The organism is Streptomyces sp. S3(2020) (assembly GCF_013044505.1).
GTDB lineage: Bacteria > Actinomycetota > Actinomycetes > Streptomycetales > Streptomycetaceae > Streptomyces.
In genome coordinates this window covers 1-17,218 of sequence record NZ_JABERD010000005.1, presented here as the reverse complement: position 1 = coordinate 17,218, position 17,218 = coordinate 1, and the positions used below count along the sequence as shown (strand labels likewise).

Sequence of the window (17,218 nt, the reverse complement as noted above, 5' to 3'; positions counted from 1 at the left end):
CCCGCCCCGTTGGGCCGACGTCCACACACGGTCACCGCGGACCGTGGGGACGGACAGTCGAAGGCCGGATCAGTACGCCGCCCGCACAGCCCGGACGAGTCCGTCGATGCCCTCGTCCTGCTGTGACGGGGTGCCCGCCACCGCGTGGCCGAACTGCTGCTGCGCCGCGGCCTCGGCCCTGGAGACGCGTGAACGGATGAGCGCCGTGGCCGACACCATCCGGATCGATGAGGCCAGGGTGACGGCGGCGGAAGCCGGGTGCGCAGTTGCGGGGCATGAAGGCCTTCGGAGGCCGCCGGGGCGTCAGTCGGCGTCAGTACTCCGGACTCCGGCGACCTTGCCCCGCCTCGCCGTACCTGGCGGTCAGCGACGCGGAGTTCGAGACGGTGTCGAGCCCCTGACCGCCGGTCGAGTGATCGCCGGCCGCGCGGTCCGGCTCGGACCGGTGGGATGTGCGGCCAGGTCAGTGCCCCGGAGGGGTGAGTCGGATGTGGCGGATGACCTTGCGGTGGTGGGTGTAGGCGATGTGCAGGGCGCCGTCGGGGGTCTGGGTGATTGAGGGGTAGGAGAGCTCCCGGTTGAGGCCGTCGCGGGAGTTGTTGGTGAGGCAGTGGCCGTCGCCGGTCACGAGGTCGGTGCGCAGGGGCCAGGTGAGGCCGCCGTCGGCGGACAGGGCGAGGCTGAGCGGGGCGCGCGGGGCGCCCCAGAACGCCGTGGAGGGGGCGGCCTGGCGCACGGTGGTGGCCGTTCCGCCGGTCGTGTTGCCGTCGGCGAGGCCGCCGGTGTCGTCGATCTCGTCGTAGAGGGAGACCCGGCGGGCCGTGGCGTCGGCGGCGCTCGCGTGGTTGTAGACGAGGGCCAGGCGGCCGTCGGCCAACGGGACGTACTGGATCGAGGAGTTGTTGTTCGGCAGGTCGAGCGGCTCGGGTTCGCTCCAGCTGTCGCCGTCGTCCGGTGAGACGGAGCGGTGGACGTGGTCGGCGCGGCGGCTGCGGTAGAGGGCGCACAGGGAGCCGTCGGACAGTCGGTGGACGTTCATGTGGACCAGGCCGGTGGAGCCGGGTACGGGCTGCTCGCGCCAGGTGTCGCCCAGGTCGTCGCTGATCAGCACGGCGCTGGTGTCGTGGTCGCCGGACCACTTCACGCCGGGGGTGACCACGCAGCGGAAGATCGGCAGCAGTAGACGTCCGGTTGGCAGGACGACCGGGGGCTGGCGGACGAAGACGCCGCTGCCGCCGGGCGTGGCGGGGAACAGGGTGCGGGTGGCGTCCCAGGTGACGCCGTTGTCGTGGCTGACGCGCAACCGCACCTCCGCGGTGTCCTGGTCGCCGCCCCGCTGGGCGGTGTGCAGCAGCCACAGGGCGCCGGAGGGTGCGGGGAAGAGGAGGGGGTTCTGCTCGGAGCGGGTGGGATCCTGCGAGAGCTGGACCGGGTCGCTCCAGGTCGTGGCACCCGGCGCGAGCCGTGCGAACCACACGGAGATGTCGGCCATGCCCTCCTGGGTCCCGCCGAACCAGACGCAGCCGAGGTCGCCGCCGGGCAGGACGGTGAGGTTGGCCGCGTGGCTCTGCACGGTCGGCGCGGGCAGGGTGGTGTCGGTGCGGTCGCAGGCGTCGAGGGGTGCGGTGGTCACAGGGCTGCTCCAGAGGGCCGGGCCGAGCTCAGGTGGTGGCGGGCGGACTGCTCCAGGTGGACCAGGTCGCAGGCGACGGTCGCGAAGGTGAAGCCCTCGGCCAGGCGCTTGGCGGCGCTCGGCCCGTCCGGGTTGTGGATGCCGGCCGCGATGCCCGCGTCGGCGGCGGCCTCGCGGACGGTGACGAGGGCGGCCTCGAAGGCGTCTGCCAGGGCGGGGTCCGTGGAGGAGGCGCCGCCGAGGGCGAGACGCAGGTCGGAGGGGCCGACGTAGACGCCGTCCAGGCCGGGGGTCGCGCAGATCTCCGCGACGTTCGCCAGGCCCTCCGCGGTCTCGATCATGGCGAGGACGACCGTGGCGTCGTGCGCGTCGGCGGGGTCGGGGCCGATGCGCAACGCCGAACGCATCGGACCGTAGGAGCGGCGTCCGAGGGGCGGGTAGTGGACGGCGGCGACGGCCTCGGCGGCCTGTGCGGCCGTGTCGACCAGCGGGACGATCACGCCGGTCGCCCCGGCGTCCAGGGCCCGGCCGATCGGCGCGGGGTCGTTGGCCTCCACGCGTACCAGGCCCACGGCGGTGGAGCCCTTGCAGTCGATCGCGAGGAGGTTGTTGAGCATGCCGGAGTAGCCGAAGAGGCCGTGCTGGGCGTCGAGGGCGACGTAGTCGTAGCCGAGCCTGGCGATGCGTTCGGTGGCCACGGGTGCGTCCAACAGGCACCAGTAGCCGAGGAGTTGCTCGCGGGCGCGGAGGGTGGCGGTGAACTCTGCCGGGGTCATGGGTTCCTTCTCGTGGGGGTGGCTCAGCGGTTGTAGGCGGGCATCGGACCGCGCAGTGCGGCGCCGACCGCGTCGCAGGCGGCGGTCACGTCGGCGGGCAGCGGACCCGCCTGTGCCGCGACGATGTTGGCGCGCAGGTGCTCGGTCCGTGAACCGCCGAGCAGCAGGGCGTCCGTCGAGTCCCGGTCGAGCAGCCAGCGCAGGGCCAGTTCGGTGAGCGGGAGACCGGACTCCGCGGCGATACGGGCCAGTTCGGCGACGGCGTCGAAGAGGCGCTGGTCCCAGTAGCGCTCCCGGTACATCTGCGCGAGCCGGGAATCGCCGAACCGGCCGGAGTCCGGGGCCTGTTCGAAGTGGTGGCGCCCGGTGAGGAGGCCGCCGCCGAGCGGGTTGTAGGCCATGGTGCGCAGACCGGTGACGGCGGCGTACTCGACGTACTCCTCCTCGATCCGGCGCGCGAGCAGATTGTGCAGCTGCTGGGCGACGACCGGCCGCGGGGCACTCAACTCATCCGCGACACGCACCAGTTCGGCGATCTGCCAGGCGGCGAAGTTGGAGACACCGAGGGCGCGGACCTTGCCCTCGGCCACGAACTCCGCGACGGTGGCGAGGGTTTCGGCGATGGGGGTGGCCCAGTCGGGCTGGTGCAGATAGAACAGGTCGACGTGGTCCGTGCCGAGGCGCTTGAGGCTGCCCTCCAGCGAGGCCCGCATCCCCGCGGCGGACAGCGGGGCGTGGTCCCCGTGGTCGGGGTGCGGCATGCCGGCCTTGGTGGCGAGCACGATCCGGTCGCGGTGCGCGGGCAGCAGCTCGGCGAGGATGCGCTCGCTCTCCCCGCCCGCGTAGCCGTTGGCGGTGTCCACACCGGTGACACCGGCGTCGAGCGCCGCCGCGAGCATGTCCGCGGCACCCTTGGGGTCGACGGTGTCGCCGAACGTCATGGTGCCGAGCACGAGACGGGACAGGGGCACGGGTACGTTCGGCAGTTCGATGCCGGTGATCACTTGCCGGTTCCTTCCGGTGAGGCGGTGAGCGGGGTCTGCGGCCCGGAGGCGGTCGTCTCGGGTACGACGGTCTCGGCCACCAGGGTCTCGGCCACGACCGGTTCGGACACGACCGTCGCCGAGGGGGCCGACGCACGGGCGCGGGATCCGCGGCCCCGGATCGTCGTGGGGTCCAGGGCGGCGCGGCGCAGGGCCCGGGTGTAGGGGTCGGTGGGGGAGGCGAGCACGGCGGCGGTGGGGCCGCTCTCGACGATCCGGCCCGCCTTCAGCACGACGACATCGGTACTGATCTCGCGCACCACACCGAGGTGGTGGGCGATGACGATGTACGTGATGCCGGTCTCAGCCTGCAACTCCCTGAGCAGATCCAGGACTTGAGCCTGTACGGACACGTCGAGCGCGGAGGTCGCCTCGTCGCACACCAGCAGGTCGGGGCCCGAGGCCAGGGCGCGGGCGATCCCGATGCGCTGCCGCTGCCCGCCGGAGAACTCGGCGGGCCGGCGTTGCAGCGCGGTGGTCGGCAGGCCCACGCGGTCGAGCAGTTCGGCGGCCCGGCGGTGCCGTTCGGCCCGGTCCTTCACGCCCGCGAGGCGCAGGGGTTCGGCCACGATCTCCTCGGCGGTCAGATGGGGGTCGAGGGAGCCGTAGGGGTCCTGGAAGATCATCTGGACCCGGCGCCGCAGCGGGCGCAGCCGCCGCTCGGACAGGGCCGCGAGGTCGGTGCCGTCCAGCACGATCCGCCCGGAGGCGGGCTTGAGCAGCCGTACGATCGCGCGGGCCAGGGTGGACTTGCCGCAGCCCGACTCGCCGACGACGGCCAGTGCGCCACCCCGGGGCACGCTGAAGCCGACATGGTCGACGGCGCGTACGGGCCCCGCCGGGGTCGGATAGTCGACGACGAGATCCTCGACCGTGAGGAACGGGCCCGGGGACGTCTCCGCCGCCGTCGTCTCTGTTGCTGTCGGGCTCATCGTGCGGCTCCCAGCGGGGTGTGGTCGGCGAGTCCGTCCTCGTCCCAGGGCCCGAGGCTCGGGACGGCCGCGAGCAGCTTTTGCGTGTAGGCGTGCTCGGGCTGTTCGACGATCCGCTCGGCCGGTCCCGATTCGACGAACCGGCCCTCCTTCATGACATGGATACGGTCGGACACCAGGCGGGCGACACCGAGGTCGTGGGTGATCATCAGCATGCCGACGCCGGTCCGGTCCTGGAGGTCCATCAGCAGGTCGAGGACGCCGGCCTGGACGGTGGCGTCCAGGGCGGAGGTCGGTTCGTCGGCGACCAGGAGCCGGGGTTCGGCGGCCAGCGCGATGGCGATGAGGATGCGCTGGAGCATGCCGCCGGAGAACTGGTGCGGGTACGCCTTCCAGCGGGTCTCGGGCTTGCTGATCCGTACCTGCTCCAGGAGCTGGGTGCCGCGCTCGCGGGCCTCGGCGCGGGACAGTCCCGGGTGGCGCAGCCGCAGCGCGTCGCCGAGCTGCCGTCCGACGGTGTGGACGGGGCTGAGCGCGGTCATCGGGTCCTGGGGGATGAGGGACACGGTACGGCCGCGCGCCCGCCGGGCCGCCCCGGGGTCGGCGACGATGTCCTCGCCGCCGATGCGGGCGGTGCCGGACAGCACGGCGAGACCCTCGGGGAGCAGCCGCAGCACGCCCATCGCGGTGGTGGACTTGCCGGAGCCGGACTCGCCGATCAGGGTGACCGTCTCGCCGTGTCCGACGGTGAAACTCACGCCGTCGACGGCGCGGACGACCCCGCGGTGGGTGACCAGTTCGATCTGGAGGTCCTCGACGTCCAGCAGGGGGGAGGTGTCGTCGGTCATGGCTCAGGCTCCCTTCGCCGTCTTGGTGGTGCGGACGCGGACGCGGTCGCGCAGTCCGTCGCCGAGCAGGTTGACGCCGACCACGAGGAGGGCGATGACCAGGCCGGGGAGGGTGACCAGCCACCAGGAGGTGGTGATGTAGTCCTGGCCGTCGGAGATGATGCGGCCCCAGGTGGCGAACGGCCGCTGCGGTCCGGCGCCCAGGAAGCTCAGGGCGCTCTCCAGGAGCACGGCCTGGGCGAGCAGCAGCAGGATCACCAGGCTCGCGGGGCGCACGATGTTGGGGACGACGTGCCGGGCCAGCACGGACCAGCCGCGCATGCCGAGCAGCCGGGCCGCCGCCACGTACGGCTTCTCGCGTTCGACGAGGACGAGCGAGCGGGTCAGCCGGGCGACCTCGGGCCACTGGGCGATGGCGATGACACAGGTGATGACGGTGACCGAGGGGCCGAACAGGGCGACGACCAGCAGCAGCATCATCAGCAGGGGCAGCGCCAGCTGGGCTTCGAGGAAGCGGCTGACGACCGCGTCGATCCAGCCCCCGAAGTAGCCGGCCGCCGAGCCCGCCGCGATCCCGATGAGGCCGGAGACGAGGACCGCGAGGATGCCCACCGTCAGCGACACCTGGCCGCCGTGCAGCAGCCGGGACAGGAGATCGCGGCCGAGCTGGTCGGTGCCGAACAGGTGCCCGTCGGTGAAGGGGGCGAGCCTGCGCCCGGCGAGATCCTGCGCGTTCGGGTCCGGCAGCGGCAGCAGGTTGGCCAGCGCCACAGGCAGGGCGACGAGCGTGGTGCAGACGGCGCCGGCCCACAGCTTGATGCGGGCGCTGCGGCGCTGCCGGGCGGCGGCGGAGCGGTGGAGCTGCCGGTCGGTGACGGCGCTGGGCCGTTCGGGACGGGCCGGACCGGCCACGGTGGTGGTCATGGATCAGGCCGCCTTTCCGAGACGTACCCGCGGGTCGAGGAGCGGGTAGGCGAGGTCGACGAGGAGTTGGACGAGGATGGCGAGGGTCGCGGTGACCAGGACGGTCGCCTGGATGAGTGGGTAGTCGCGGGTCTCCAGGGCGCGCACGACGAGGGAGCCGACGCCGGGCCAGCCGAAGACGACCTCGACCACGACGACACCGTTGAGCAGCGCGGCGAACCGGGTGCCGACTGCGGTGACCAGCGGCACCGCCGAGTTGGCGAGGGCGTAGCGCCAGGTGAGGGCCCGTTCGGAGACACCGCGCGAACGCGCCACGGTGATGTACGGCGAGGCGAGCGCAGTGGTCATCTCGCGCCGCACCAGCCGGGAGATCAGGGCGAGTTGGAGGACCGCGATGGTCACCGTCGGCAGAATCAGGCCGCTCCAGGACGTGAAACCGGAGGCGGGCAGCACCGGCAGCAGCACCGCGAAGACGGTCAGCAGCATCACACCGGTCCAGAAGTCCGGCATGGACTGTCCGGCGATGGTGAGGACGTTGGCGCCGAGTTCGCGCTTGGTGTCCGCGCGGCGGGCCATCCACACCCCCAGCGGGACGGCGACGGCCACCGTGACGGCGATGGCCGCGACGGAGAGGGTGATCGTGTACGGCATCCGGTCCAGGACGACGTCGAGGGCCGAGGAGTGGAAGGAGTAGCTGGTGCCGAGATCGCCGGTCAGCAGGTCGCGCAGGAAGATGCCGTACTGGGTGATCAGGGGCTTGTCCAGGCCGAACTGCTCGCGGATGCGGGCCAGATCGGCGCTGGTGGCGGTCGGCCCGGCATAGGCGGAGGCGGGGTCGCCGGGTGCCAGCCGGACCAGTATGAAGACGGTGGAGACGGTCAGGAAGACGGTGAGCAGACTCTGGCCCACGCGGCGGGCGAGGTAGGTCGTCAAGGCTCAGCCCTCCAGCCGTACGGCGGTCAGGTCGTAGGAGTTGACCGGCAGCAGGCCGATGCCCTCGACGCGGGTGCGGCGGGCGAGCAGGGTCTTCGGCACGAACGCCCACAGGCTCGGCCAGGTCTCCCATACGGCGTGCTGGGCGGCGGCGAGCCTACGGTCCCGGGTGGCGGTGTCGGCCTCGGTGGCGGCGGCGGAGATCTGGCGGGCGATCCCCGGATTGACGTAGCCCATGAAGGCGTCGCCGGTGCGCTCGTCCTCGGCGGTGCCCGCGTACATCGCCTGGAGCATGGTGACGGCCTGGCCGGTGGGCCCGGGGAAGCCGTTGCCGATGACGTCCCAGTCGCCGCCCTTGCCCTGGCGCCACTTGAGGATGTCGCCGCCGGGCTCGAACTGGAGCAGGGAGGTGCGCACGCCCACGTCCTTGAGCATCTCGGCGACCGCCTCCATGACGGAGGTGTCCGCCGCGAACTCCCCGGACTCCCACATGATCCTGACCTTCAGCCCCTCGGCACCGAGCGACTTCAGCAACTGCCGGGCGCGGGCGGGATCGTGGACGTAGCGGCCGGTGCGTTCGGCGCCCTGGAGGGAGAGCGGGATGACGCCCTCGGCCTGCTCGGCGGAGTCGGTCAGCACGTCCCGTACGAGAGACTCGCCGTCGATGGCGTACGTCAGTGCCTGGCGCACCCGGGGGTCCGACAGCGGATGGCTCCTCGGCTTGCGGAAGTTGTAGAAGAGCTGGCAGATCCGTACCCCCGACGTCTTCTCCAGGTGCACGCCGGGCAGCCCGGTGAGCTGCTCGGCCGAGTCGGGGGTGATGGTGTCGATGACGTCGAGTTCGCCGCTGCGCAGCGCGACGACCCGGCTCGACTCCTCGGGGACGAAGCGCACGCGGACGCTCTCGACCGGGGGCCGTCTTCCCCAGTAGTCGGGGACGCGCGCCAGGGTGTACTCGCCCGCGCCGCTGTTGGCCGTGAGGACCCGGTAGGGGCCGGTGCCGACGCCGGAGAGGAGTTCCTCGGGCCGGTTGTCCTTCGCCGGGGTGATGAGGATGTTGGCCATCAGCCGGTCCAGGACGGGCACCGGCTCCTTGGTGTGGAGCAGGAAGGTGCGCCCGCCGGTCGCCTCGACGCGCGGCAGCTCGGGGAACAGGCCGAGGATGAACGAGCCGGCGACCTCGCCGTACATGCGTACGGCGGTGGCCACGTCCTGGACGGTGACCTCGCGGCCGTCGGAGTAGCGGACGCCCTCGCGCAGCCGGACGCTCCAGGTGGTCGGCGCGGTCATCTCGAAGCGGTCGGCGAGCACCAGCCTGGGCTGCAAGCCGGGCCCGATGGCGGTGAGTCCCTGACGCACGGCCCGCTGTACGGTCACCGCGGCGTCGAACTGGTTGAGCTTGTTGTCCAGGCTGACCAGGGACCGGTTCAGCCCGAGCGTCAGGGTGCCGGGGCCGGGGGCGCCGGTGGGCCCTGCGCAGGCGGTCAGCGGAGCGAACGCGAGTCCTGCGCCGCCCGCGGCGCCGATGCGCAGCAGGGTGCGACGGCTCAGCGTCTCACTCGGGGGAGTTCGGGTCATCGTCGACCTCTCGGGGGTTCTGGTGCGGCGACCGGCTCGGGGTGGCGGCCGGTCCTGCGGGACGCCACCGGTTTCTGTCGCGGCGCAAACCGTTCCACGGTTGCGCGAATCACGCAAGGGGTCTCGCGCAGATCGCGCAAGGTGTGTCATCATCGAGCCGCCGAGGCGCCCCGCGTGCCTCCCCTTCGACCGAGGCCCAAGGAGGCGGACATGCCCTTCCCGCTGCGCGACACAGGGGCACCGCGCCACCTCCTCGCCCTCGCCGACGACCTGTCCGGGGCGGCGGAGACCGCCGTGGCGCTCGGTGTCGCGGGCGGCCGGATCGTGCTCGGCCCCGCGCCGTGGACTCCGCCGCCGGACGGCGCGCCCGTGGTCGTGGACCTCGACACCCGGAGCCTGACCGCGAGCGACGCCGCCCGACGCGTCCGCGAGGCCCTGCACGGCGTACCCACGGGCACCCTGGTGCTGAAGAAGGCCGACTCCCTGCTGCGGGGCAACCTCGCCGCCGAGACGGCCGCCCTCGCGGAAGAAGCCGAGGGTGTCGTCGTCGCCACCGCCCTGCCGGCCCTGGACCGCACGGTGCGCGAGGGTGTGGTCCACCTTGGCGGGGTCCCCCTGCACGCCACCGGCACCTGGCGGGCGGAGGGCACCGCGCCCCCGTCCTCGGTGGCCGAGGCGCTCGCGGACTGCCGTACGGCGGTCGTGCCGCTGGAAGCCGTACGGGGCGGTCGGCTGCCGTCCGTGCTGCGGCGGACGCTCGACGCCGGCCGCATCCCGCTCTGTGACGCGGAGACGGACACCGACCTGGACCTGATCGCCGAAGCCGCCCTCGCCTGCGGACCGGGCGTCCGCCTGACCGGCACGGGCGGGCTCGCCGCCGCGGTCGGCCGCCTGCTGACACCGCGGGCGGCGGCGCCTCCTGTACGGCGTCGGCGGCGGCCCCTCCTCGTCGTCGTCGGCACCGCCGAACCCACCGCGGCTGCGCAGATCGCGCAACTTGTGGAGCGCGGCGCGCACCACATCGCCGTACCGCTCGACGAGTTGTCAGCCCCGGGCGCACGACCGGCCCCTGACGGCACCTCGGACGTGACCGTCCTCAGCATCGACAGCACCCAGGGCGTCCGGCCGGGCTCCGCACACCACGCGGTGCGCGGACTCGCCCGTCTCGTCGCCGACATCGCGGGCGACGCCGACCTCGTCCTGACCGGCGGGGAGACAGCCCGCCGCGTGCTCGACGCCCTCGGCGTACCGCACCTGACCCCCCTCGGACAGATCCACCACGGCGCCGTCCACGCCGTCACACCCGACGGCCGCCATGTCGTCACCCGGCCCGGCAGCTTCGGCGACACCGACTCGCTGCTGCGGATCGCCGCGGCCCTCCACCCCCATTCACTGCAAGGAGACCCCCTGGTGAACGCCACCCCGACCGCCGGTAACCGCAGCCCGCTCCCGCTCATCGCGGTGACCATGGGGGACGGCGCGGGCATCGGCCCCGAGGTGATCGTCCCGGCGCTGCTGCACCCGGACACCCTCGGACGCTGCCGTCCCGTCGTCATCGGCGACGCCGAACGGCTGCGCCAGGCCGCGGCGATCCTGGGCGTCGACTGCGCCATCGCGACCGTGACCACCCCGGACGAGGCCGAGTTCACGACGGGCCGCATCAACGTCATCGACCTCGGCCTGCTCCCCGCCGACCTGCCCTGGGGCGAACTGTCCCCGGTGGCGGGGGAGGGCGCCTACCAGTACATCCGGGTGGCCGCCGACCTCGCGATGAAGGGGGACGTGCAGGGCATCTGCACCGCCCCGCTCAACAAGGAGGCCCTGCACGCCGCCGGGCACGTCTTCCCGGGCCACACCGAACTGCTGGCCCATCTGACCGGAGTGGACGAGGTGTCGATGATGCTGTCGACGCCCAAGGTGAAGGTCATCCACGTCACCACCCACATCGGCCTCATCGACGCCGTCAACCGCATCGAGCCGGGGCTGGTCGAACGCACGGTGCGCCGGGGCCACGAGGCGATGGTGCGGGCGGGCGTCCCGAACCCGGTGATCGGGGTCTGCGGCATCAACCCGCACGCCGGCGAGAACGGACTGTTCGGCTACGGCGAGGAGGAGGAGAAGATCGTCCCCGCCCTCGAAGTACTGCGCGCGGACGGCATCGACGCCCGCGGCCCGCTCCCCGCCGACACGGCCTTCTTCCTCGCCGGACGCGGCGACTACGACCTGATCGTCGCCATGTACCACGACCAGGGACACGGCCCGGTGAAGGTGCTGGGCATCGAGGCGGGCGTCAACATGACCGTGGGACTGCCCGTCATCCGCACCTCCGTCGACCACGGAACGGCCTTCGACATCGCGGGGAAGGGCATCGCCGAGGCCGGTAGCATGGTCGAGGCCCTGCGCCAGGCAGCCGAGATGTCGTCCGTTCCGGCCCCCTGACCGGTCCGCTGACCGGCCCTCTGAGACCGCCGCCCAGCGGTCCACGCAGCGAAGGACTCCACGACAGATGTCTCCCAACGGCTCCCAGGCCCGGCGCGACCGGATCCTGCACCTGGCCACCACGACCGGCCTCACCAGCGTCGAGGAACTGTCCCAGCGCTTCGGCGTCACCGCCTCCACCATCCGCCGCGACCTCGCCAAGCTGACCGCCGACGGCCGGCTCGCCCGCACCTACGGCGGTGCCATGGCGCTCACAGCCCACCCCGAGGCATCGCTCCGGCAGCGTACGGGCGAGGCGTTCGAGGCGAAGCGGGCCATCGCCCGCCGGGCCGCCGCCGAGGTGCGCGCGGGCGAGACCGTCCTCCTGGACGCCGGATCCACGGTGGGCGCCCTCGCCCACGAACTGCGCTCGGCCAAAGAACTCACCGTCGCCACCACGGGATTGACGGCACTTCAGGAACTCTCCGACGTCGAGACGGTCCACGTCGAATGCCTCGGTGGCACGCTACGCCCCCTCAGCCAGGGCTTCGTCGGCCCGCTGACCGAGGCCGCGCTGGACCGCATGACCTTCGACCGCGTCTTCCTCGGCACCGACGGCATCTCGCCCAAGCACGGCATCTGCGAGGCCGACCTGCGCCAGACCCGGCTGAAGGAACTGATGGCCGACCGGGCCGACCAGGTGTACGTCCTCGCCCACGCGGCCAAGCTCGGCCGCCGCCCCTTCCACGCCTGGGCGACGCTGCCCGCCGGCTGGACCCTGATCACGGACCCGGCGGCCGACCCGGCGATCGTCGCCGAACTGCGCGGGCACGGCGTCGAGGTGATCCTGGCCGAGATGCCGCCGCCCACCGAGCCGGAGCCGGGGACGGTGCCGGCATGACGGTCGCACGGGCCGGGACACGGACGCCCGTCGGAGGAACACGCCATGCCTGACACGCGCCACGCCCTGGTCACCGGCGTCAGTTCGGGAATCGGAGCGGCGATCTCCCGTCGCCTCCTGCGCGACGGCTGGCAGGTCACCGGAATCAGCCGCCGCCCACCGGCACCCGCGCCCGGACTGACCTGGCTCCAGGCGGACTTGGCCGAGCCCGCCACACTGCCCGAGGCACTCGCCGACCTGACCGCCCCCGACGCGGTCGTGCACGCCGCCGGGCTCCAACGCTCCGCCCCGCTGGGCGAGTTGTCCGCTGCCGACGGCGAGCTGATGTGGCGGGTCCACGTCCAGGCCGCCACGATCCTCGTCGACACACTCGCCGACCGGCTGCCCGACGGCGCCCGCGTGGTGCTCGTCGGCAGCCGCACGGCGACCGGCGTCCCCGGCAAGAGCCAGTACGCCGCGACCAAAGCCGCACTGCCCGCGCTCGCGCGCTCCTGGGCCGCCGAACTGGCCGGCCGCGGCATCACCGTCAACGTGCTCGCCCCCGGCCCGACCGACACCCCGATGCTGTCCGACCCCGGCCGAGCCCGCACGCCTCCGGCGCTCCCGCCGCTGGGACGGCTCGTCTCCCCCGAGGAGGTCGCGGGCCTGACGGCCTTCCTCCTCGGACCGGAGGGCGGCGCGATCACCGGTCAGCAACTCGTCCAGTGCGCGGGGGCCTCGCTCTGACATCGCCGAGGGGTCGGGGCGCCGAGAGTGCCATCGCCCTCTACGCCTTTCGAATCAGGGAGGCACGGGAACAGCGCCTACGATGCCTCCATCATGGTGCGGTTGCGAGTGCTCGGGTCCATAGAGGCCGACGTGGACGGCGTGCGGGTCGGGCTCGGCGGGCCTCGGCAGCGGGCCGTTCTCGCGATGCTGCTCTGCGCCCGTGGCGGTGTGGTGTCCGTCGACCGGATGGTCGACCAGTTGTGGGAGGGGAGTCCACCGCGCCGGGCTCTGGCCTCGCTCCAGTCGTACGTCTCGAATCTGCGCAGGGTTCTTGAGCCGCGGCGACCACGGCGAGCGCCCTGCGAGGTGCTGGTCAGCAGTGCCCCCGGCTACGCGCTGCGGCTGCCGGACGAGGCGGTCGACGCCTGGCGGTTCGAGGAAGCACTGCGGCGGGCCCGGGGGGTGTCCGCCGACGAGGCCCGACGCCTGTTGCAGGAGGCACTGGGGTGGTGGCGGGGACCCGCCTTCGTGGAGGTGGCCGATGCCGAATGGGCCCTCACCGAGGTGGCCCGGATGACCGAACTCCACTTCACCGCACGCGAGATGCTCATCGACGCCGTGATCCGTGGCGGGCGGGGGGACGAGGCCGTGCCCCTGGCCGAGGTGTTCACCCGGGAGCAGCCCCTGCGTGAGGAGGGGTGGCGACTGCTGGCCACCGCTCTGTCGGGGGCCGGGCGGCGGGCGGACGCGATGGGCGCGCTGCGCCGCAGCCGACAGATTCTGCGCCACGAGCTCGGGCTGGAGCCGGGACCCGAACTGGTCGCACTTGAGCAGGAACTGCTCCGGGGACAATGCCATCAGAGTGAGGCAACCGCGCTGGGAGGAAGCGCAGTCGGGGAGGGCGCGGCAGACGAGGCGTTGGGCGCGGGGAGACGGGGCCGGACAAGCAACGCGTTCGACGACCGAGTGTCAGACGGCGGTGGTGCATCCCCGACCCCGGCCGCAACCCCGGAGGCGGAGTGTGGCACCTTGAGCCCTCTCGAAGCCCCCCTCGCGGATTCCGTGGGCGACGACCTCTTCGTCGGCCGGGACACCGAACTGACGGCGCTCGCACAGGCCGCGGATGCGAGCCGGTACTCGGGCGGGGTCGTTCAGGTCACCGGGGAAGCCGGGGTCGGGAAGACCCGGTTGCTGGGGCGGGCCTTCCAGCGGCTGGCCCGGGAGGGGTGGACCGTGGTCGTGGGGCGGTGCCCGGAGTTCGACGGCGCCCCGCCCGCCTGGGCCTGGGTCGAGGCGTTGGGGGCGCTGGCTCAGAAGGCGCCGCCCGCCGAACCGGCGGCAGTGGCCGCCCTGTTGGGGGAGCGCGCGGCCGAGGAGGCGCCGACGGACGCCGTGGCCGGGCGGTTTCTGCTGCATCGGGCCGTGGCCACCTGGATGGGACAGGTCGCCGCCTGTGGTCCGCTCGCCGTGGTGATCGACGATCTGCATCGCGGCGACACCGAGACGCTCGCCCTGCTGGAGTACATCACGGGCGTCGACGGGCCGCCCGTACTGGTGCTCACCGCCCATCGGCCCGGAGAGGCGGGACGGCTGGCGGGAACACTCGGACAGCTCGCGGCCAGGTCGTCGCCGTACCGGATCGCCCTCGGCGGACTGGAGACGCGGGACGTACGCACCCTGGTGACCGCGGTGTGCGGGGCCGACGTCGACCCGCACACCGTGACCGCCCTGGCCGAGCGCACCGGCGGGAACCCCTTCTATGTGCGGGAAAGCGCACGGCTGTTGGCCAGCGAGGGGTCGCTGGTGGCGCTGTCCGATGTGCCGCAAGGAGTGCGGGACGTGCTGCGGCGCAGGCTCGCCCGATTGCCCCGGCAGGCCTTCGAGGTGCTGCGGCTGGCCGCCGTGGTGGGGCGAGAGGCCCATGTCGAAGTGCTCATGCGGGCCGCCGAGTCGGGCGAGGCGGACGTCCTGGACGGGCTGGAGGCGGGCGTCGTGGCCGGCCTGCTCGTCGAACCCGGGCCGGGGCGGATCCGGTTCGCCCACGCCCTGGTACGCGACACCCTCTACACCGACCTGACGTGGCTGCGCCGCGGCCGTGCGCACGCCCGCGTCGCCGAGGCGCTGCGCGATCTGCGGCCCGACGACTCCACCGCCCTCGCCCACCACTGCTCCCGGTCCGGTACCGCGGCCCTGGCCCCGCTTGCCGTCGAACACGGTCTGCGGGCCGCTGAGTTGGCCGAGCGCAGATACGCCTACGACGCCGCCGTGGGGATGCTGGAACGGGTCGTCGAGTCGTACGAGCGGATACCGGAGCCCGGTGGGGACCGGGACGCGCGCCGGGTCGAGCTGCTCGGGAAGCTGCTGCGGGCCCAGGTCAGGGCAGGAACGGCACCTGCGGCCCGGGTCACCCGGAGCCGGGCCATCGAGATCGCGGAGGCGGCCGGGCGCGACGACCTGCTCGCCGCCGCGCTGACCGGGTGGCAGGTGCCCACTCCCTGGCAGACGCGCCCCTACGGCGCGGTGGACCGGCCTGTCGTGGCCGCTCTGGAACGGCTTCTCGCCGAGGCGAGTCAGGACGCGGGCCAGGATGCGAGTCAGGACGCGGGCCAGGATGCGGACCAGTTCGGTATCGCGGAGAAGGAGCCCGGCGCGGCGGTCCGCTGCCTGTTGCTGGACACGCTCGTCGCCGAACTGTCCGGTGAGGACGACCCCCAGCGGGTCGTGCTGGCCGCGCGGGAACTGGTCGTCGTGGCCCGTCGCAGCGGTGAACCCGCCCTGCTCGCCCAGGCGTTGGCCTCCGCTGCCAAGTGCCGTTCCTATGAGCGGGCCATCGGGTTCCGCTCCCGGATCGCCGTCGAGCTGCGCGTGCTGGCCGAACGGCTCGACCTGCCGGTCTACCGGTGGGTGTGCCAGTTCATCGACGCCAGTGTCGCCGGGGCACGCAACGACCCGAAGGCGCTGCGACGGCACGCCGAGGCGGGCCTGGAACTCGCCCGCCGCTACCGGTTGGTCGAGTCGGAGGCCGTACACCGGGCGAGCCTCGCCATGCTGGCGCAGGTGCAGGGGGACTTCGACGGGGCGTTGCGGGGATACGACGAGGTCGGCGCACTGATGCGCCGGCACGGCATGATGCACGCCCGGGACTTCCACGAGCTGGCCCTGATCACCGTGGGGCTCGCGCGGGGGCAGGTGGCGGAACTGGTGGCACTGGCCCGGGACCGGTACGAGCGCAACGGTCCGATCGACGGGGACACGTACGCGCTGGTCCTCGCCCGCCTGGGGCGGCTCGACGAGGCCCGGACGGTCGGGCGCATCGCGCTGCGGCACGATCACCATCACACGCGGAACACCTGCATACGCGCCGAACTGGCCGCACTGCTGGGGCGGCATGCCGAGGCACCCGAGCTGATACGGCAACTGCTGCCCGTGCGCGATCAGTTGTCGGGGGGCGCGTACACCGTGTTCGCCATGCGACCGGTGGCCCACTATCTGGGCCTGCTGCACCGGCTGCTCGGTGAGGAGGAGACGGCCCACCGGTACTTCGCACGGGCGGACGGGGTCGCGCGACGGTGGGGCGCGATGCACTGGACGGGCACCGCGCGGCGCGCACAGGACTGACCGCGGCAGGCGCCGGACCTCTGTCAGAGCTGGACCTTGCCCCACTTCTGGTTGTCGGTGCCGCCGCACGTCCACAGCTGGAGCGCGCTGCCGTTGGCCGTCAGCTGGTCCTTGACGTCCACGCACTTGTCGGCCTTGACGCTGACCAGGTCGTGCGAGGAGTTCAGCCGGAACTGCTGGGCCTGGTTGCCACTGCAGTCCGCCAGCTGGATCGAAGCGCCGTTGGCCGTCGAACCCCAGGCCACGTCCATGCACTTGCCCATCGAGCGGACCGTGCCGTCCGCCATGAACTTCCACTTCTGCCAGGACGCTCCCGTGCAGTCCCAGATCTGCAGGGGGGTGCCGTCAGCGCTGGAGCCGTCGGTGACGTCCAGGCAGCGGTTGGAGGCGTAGCCACGGATCCCCACGGCGGTGACCGTGCTGCCCGAACTGCTGGTGCCGCCCGTGTTCGTCCCCGTGGTCTTGCCGCTGTTCGACTTGGTACTCGAAGTGGAGGGGGTCTGGGCGGACTTCTGCGTCTTCGCATCCGGGGTCTTCTTGCCGCCCGAGCTCGATCCGGAGTGGCCCGAACCGCCCCCGGAGGTGCCCGAGCCTGAGCCGGTGCCTGAACCTGAACCGTCCTTGCCGTGCCCGCTGCCGTCCTTGGCACGGGTGGACGCGGTGCCGCCGGGGGAGGGGGCGGCGGTGCCGAAGACCCCGGGGATCTCCTGGTCGGCCGCGCCGCCGAGGACAGTGCCCGTGAGGGCGTCCGTGGAGCGGCTGCCGTGCTCGTCGTCGCCGTGGGGCGTGGTGATGAGGAACGGGACGGCCGCCAGCAGGGTTCCGGCGATGGCGGCGCCGGCCAGGAGGCTCTTGCGGGGGCGGGCGGGGTCGGTGGCGGGCTCTGTGCGGGGCTCGGCGTGGGGT

At 72.9% G+C, this 17,218-nt stretch carries 14 protein-coding genes; 4 read left to right on the top strand and 10 right to left on the bottom strand.

Annotated elements, in window-relative coordinates; genetic code table 11:
• Positions 1–69: 69 nt before the first annotated feature.
• The 9 genes from HLK59_RS03155 to HLK59_RS03115 all read right to left on the bottom strand — a co-directional run bounded on the left by HLK59_RS03155 (position 70) and on the right by HLK59_RS03115 (position 8,667).
• Positions 70–219, bottom strand: a complete 150-nt coding sequence (locus tag HLK59_RS03155) for a hypothetical protein (RefSeq protein ID WP_171139629.1) — start codon at positions 217–219, stop codon at positions 70–72.
• Positions 220–463: 244 nt separating this feature from the next.
• Positions 464–1,633, bottom strand: a complete 1,170-nt coding sequence (locus HLK59_RS03150; protein WP_171139628.1) for an exo-alpha-sialidase — start codon at positions 1,631–1,633, stop codon at positions 464–466.
• Positions 1,630–2,409 (bottom strand): aldolase/citrate lyase family protein, encoded by a 780-nt coding sequence (locus HLK59_RS03145; protein WP_171139627.1) that lies wholly within the window; start codon positions 2,407–2,409, stop codon positions 1,630–1,632. Before HLK59_RS03145 ends, HLK59_RS03150 begins: the two co-directional genes overlap by 4 nt.
• A 23-nt stretch (positions 2,410–2,432) precedes the next feature.
• The gene (locus tag HLK59_RS03140; RefSeq protein WP_346779633.1) at positions 2,433–3,413 is read right to left on the bottom strand and encodes an aldo/keto reductase; all 981 of its coding nucleotides are present in this window, start codon (positions 3,411–3,413) and stop codon (positions 2,433–2,435) included.
• Positions 3,410–4,384 (bottom strand): dipeptide/oligopeptide/nickel ABC transporter ATP-binding protein, encoded by a 975-nt coding sequence (locus HLK59_RS03135; RefSeq protein ID WP_171139626.1) that lies wholly within the window; start codon positions 4,382–4,384, stop codon positions 3,410–3,412. The genes HLK59_RS03140 and HLK59_RS03135 overlap by 4 nt, the downstream gene beginning before the upstream one ends.
• Complete coding sequence (locus tag HLK59_RS03130) at positions 4,381–5,232, bottom strand: ABC transporter ATP-binding protein (protein WP_171139625.1); 852 nt, start codon at positions 5,230–5,232, stop codon at positions 4,381–4,383. Before HLK59_RS03130 ends, HLK59_RS03135 begins: the two co-directional genes overlap by 4 nt.
• 3 nt (positions 5,233–5,235) lie before the next feature.
• The gene (locus HLK59_RS03125) at positions 5,236–6,156 is read right to left on the bottom strand and encodes an ABC transporter permease (protein ID WP_171139624.1); all 921 of its coding nucleotides are present in this window, start codon (positions 6,154–6,156) and stop codon (positions 5,236–5,238) included.
• A gap of 3 nt (positions 6,157–6,159) precedes the next feature.
• Complete coding sequence (locus HLK59_RS03120) at positions 6,160–7,089, bottom strand: ABC transporter permease (RefSeq protein WP_171139623.1); 930 nt, start codon at positions 7,087–7,089, stop codon at positions 6,160–6,162.
• A 3-nt stretch (positions 7,090–7,092) separates the two neighbouring features.
• Positions 7,093–8,667: an ABC transporter substrate-binding protein gene (locus tag HLK59_RS03115; RefSeq protein ID WP_171139622.1), complete on the bottom strand. Its 1,575-nt coding sequence runs from the start codon at positions 8,665–8,667 to the stop codon at positions 7,093–7,095.
• 210 nt (positions 8,668–8,877) lie between these two features.
• Here HLK59_RS03115 and pdxA point away from each other — a divergent pair, with 210 nt between their 5' ends.
• The 4 genes from pdxA to HLK59_RS03095 all read left to right on the top strand — a co-directional run bounded on the left by pdxA (position 8,878) and on the right by HLK59_RS03095 (position 16,312).
• On the top strand, positions 8,878–11,106 hold the full coding sequence (pdxA, locus tag HLK59_RS50760; RefSeq protein ID WP_171139621.1) for a 4-hydroxythreonine-4-phosphate dehydrogenase PdxA: 2,229 nt from the start codon (positions 8,878–8,880) through the stop codon (positions 11,104–11,106).
• Positions 11,107–11,173: 67 nt separating this feature from the next.
• The gene (locus HLK59_RS03105) at positions 11,174–11,986 is read left to right on the top strand and encodes a DeoR/GlpR family DNA-binding transcription regulator (protein ID WP_171139620.1); all 813 of its coding nucleotides are present in this window, start codon (positions 11,174–11,176) and stop codon (positions 11,984–11,986) included.
• 45 nt (positions 11,987–12,031) lie between these two features.
• Complete coding sequence (locus tag HLK59_RS03100) at positions 12,032–12,712, top strand: SDR family oxidoreductase (RefSeq protein WP_171139619.1); 681 nt, start codon at positions 12,032–12,034, stop codon at positions 12,710–12,712.
• A 93-nt stretch (positions 12,713–12,805) separates the two neighbouring features.
• A complete protein-coding gene (locus HLK59_RS03095) occupies positions 12,806–16,312 on the top strand; it encodes a BTAD domain-containing putative transcriptional regulator (protein WP_171139618.1) in 3,507 nt (1,168 codons plus the stop codon).
• 23 nt (positions 16,313–16,335) lie between these two features.
• On the opposite strand, the gene HLK59_RS03090 is transcribed toward HLK59_RS03095, so the two are convergent.
• Positions 16,336–17,218 (bottom strand): RICIN domain-containing protein (locus HLK59_RS03090; RefSeq protein ID WP_171139617.1); only part of this gene is annotated, 883 nt, incomplete at its 5' end.

Coding starts and splice junctions, on each gene's coding strand:
- HLK59_RS03155 (WP_171139629.1), bottom strand. CDS start 219: ATGGTGTCGGCCACGGCGCTCATCCGTTCACGCGTCTCCAGGGCCGAG.
- HLK59_RS03145 (WP_171139627.1), bottom strand. CDS start 2,409: ATGACCCCGGCAGAGTTCACCGCCACCCTCCGCGCCCGCGAGCAACTC.
- HLK59_RS03135 (WP_171139626.1), bottom strand. CDS start 4,384: ATGAGCCCGACAGCAACAGAGACGACGGCGGCGGAGACGTCCCCGGGC.
- HLK59_RS03130 (WP_171139625.1), bottom strand. CDS start 5,232: ATGACCGACGACACCTCCCCCCTGCTGGACGTCGAGGACCTCCAGATC.
- HLK59_RS03125 (WP_171139624.1), bottom strand. CDS start 6,156: ATGACCACCACCGTGGCCGGTCCGGCCCGTCCCGAACGGCCCAGCGCC.
- HLK59_RS03115 (WP_171139622.1), bottom strand. CDS start 8,667: ATGACCCGAACTCCCCCGAGTGAGACGCTGAGCCGTCGCACCCTGCTG.
- pdxA (WP_171139621.1), top strand. CDS start 8,878: ATGCCCTTCCCGCTGCGCGACACAGGGGCACCGCGCCACCTCCTCGCC.
- HLK59_RS03105 (WP_171139620.1), top strand. CDS start 11,174: ATGTCTCCCAACGGCTCCCAGGCCCGGCGCGACCGGATCCTGCACCTG.
- HLK59_RS03100 (WP_171139619.1), top strand. CDS start 12,032: ATGCCTGACACGCGCCACGCCCTGGTCACCGGCGTCAGTTCGGGAATC.
- HLK59_RS03095 (WP_171139618.1), top strand. CDS start 12,806: ATGGTGCGGTTGCGAGTGCTCGGGTCCATAGAGGCCGACGTGGACGGC.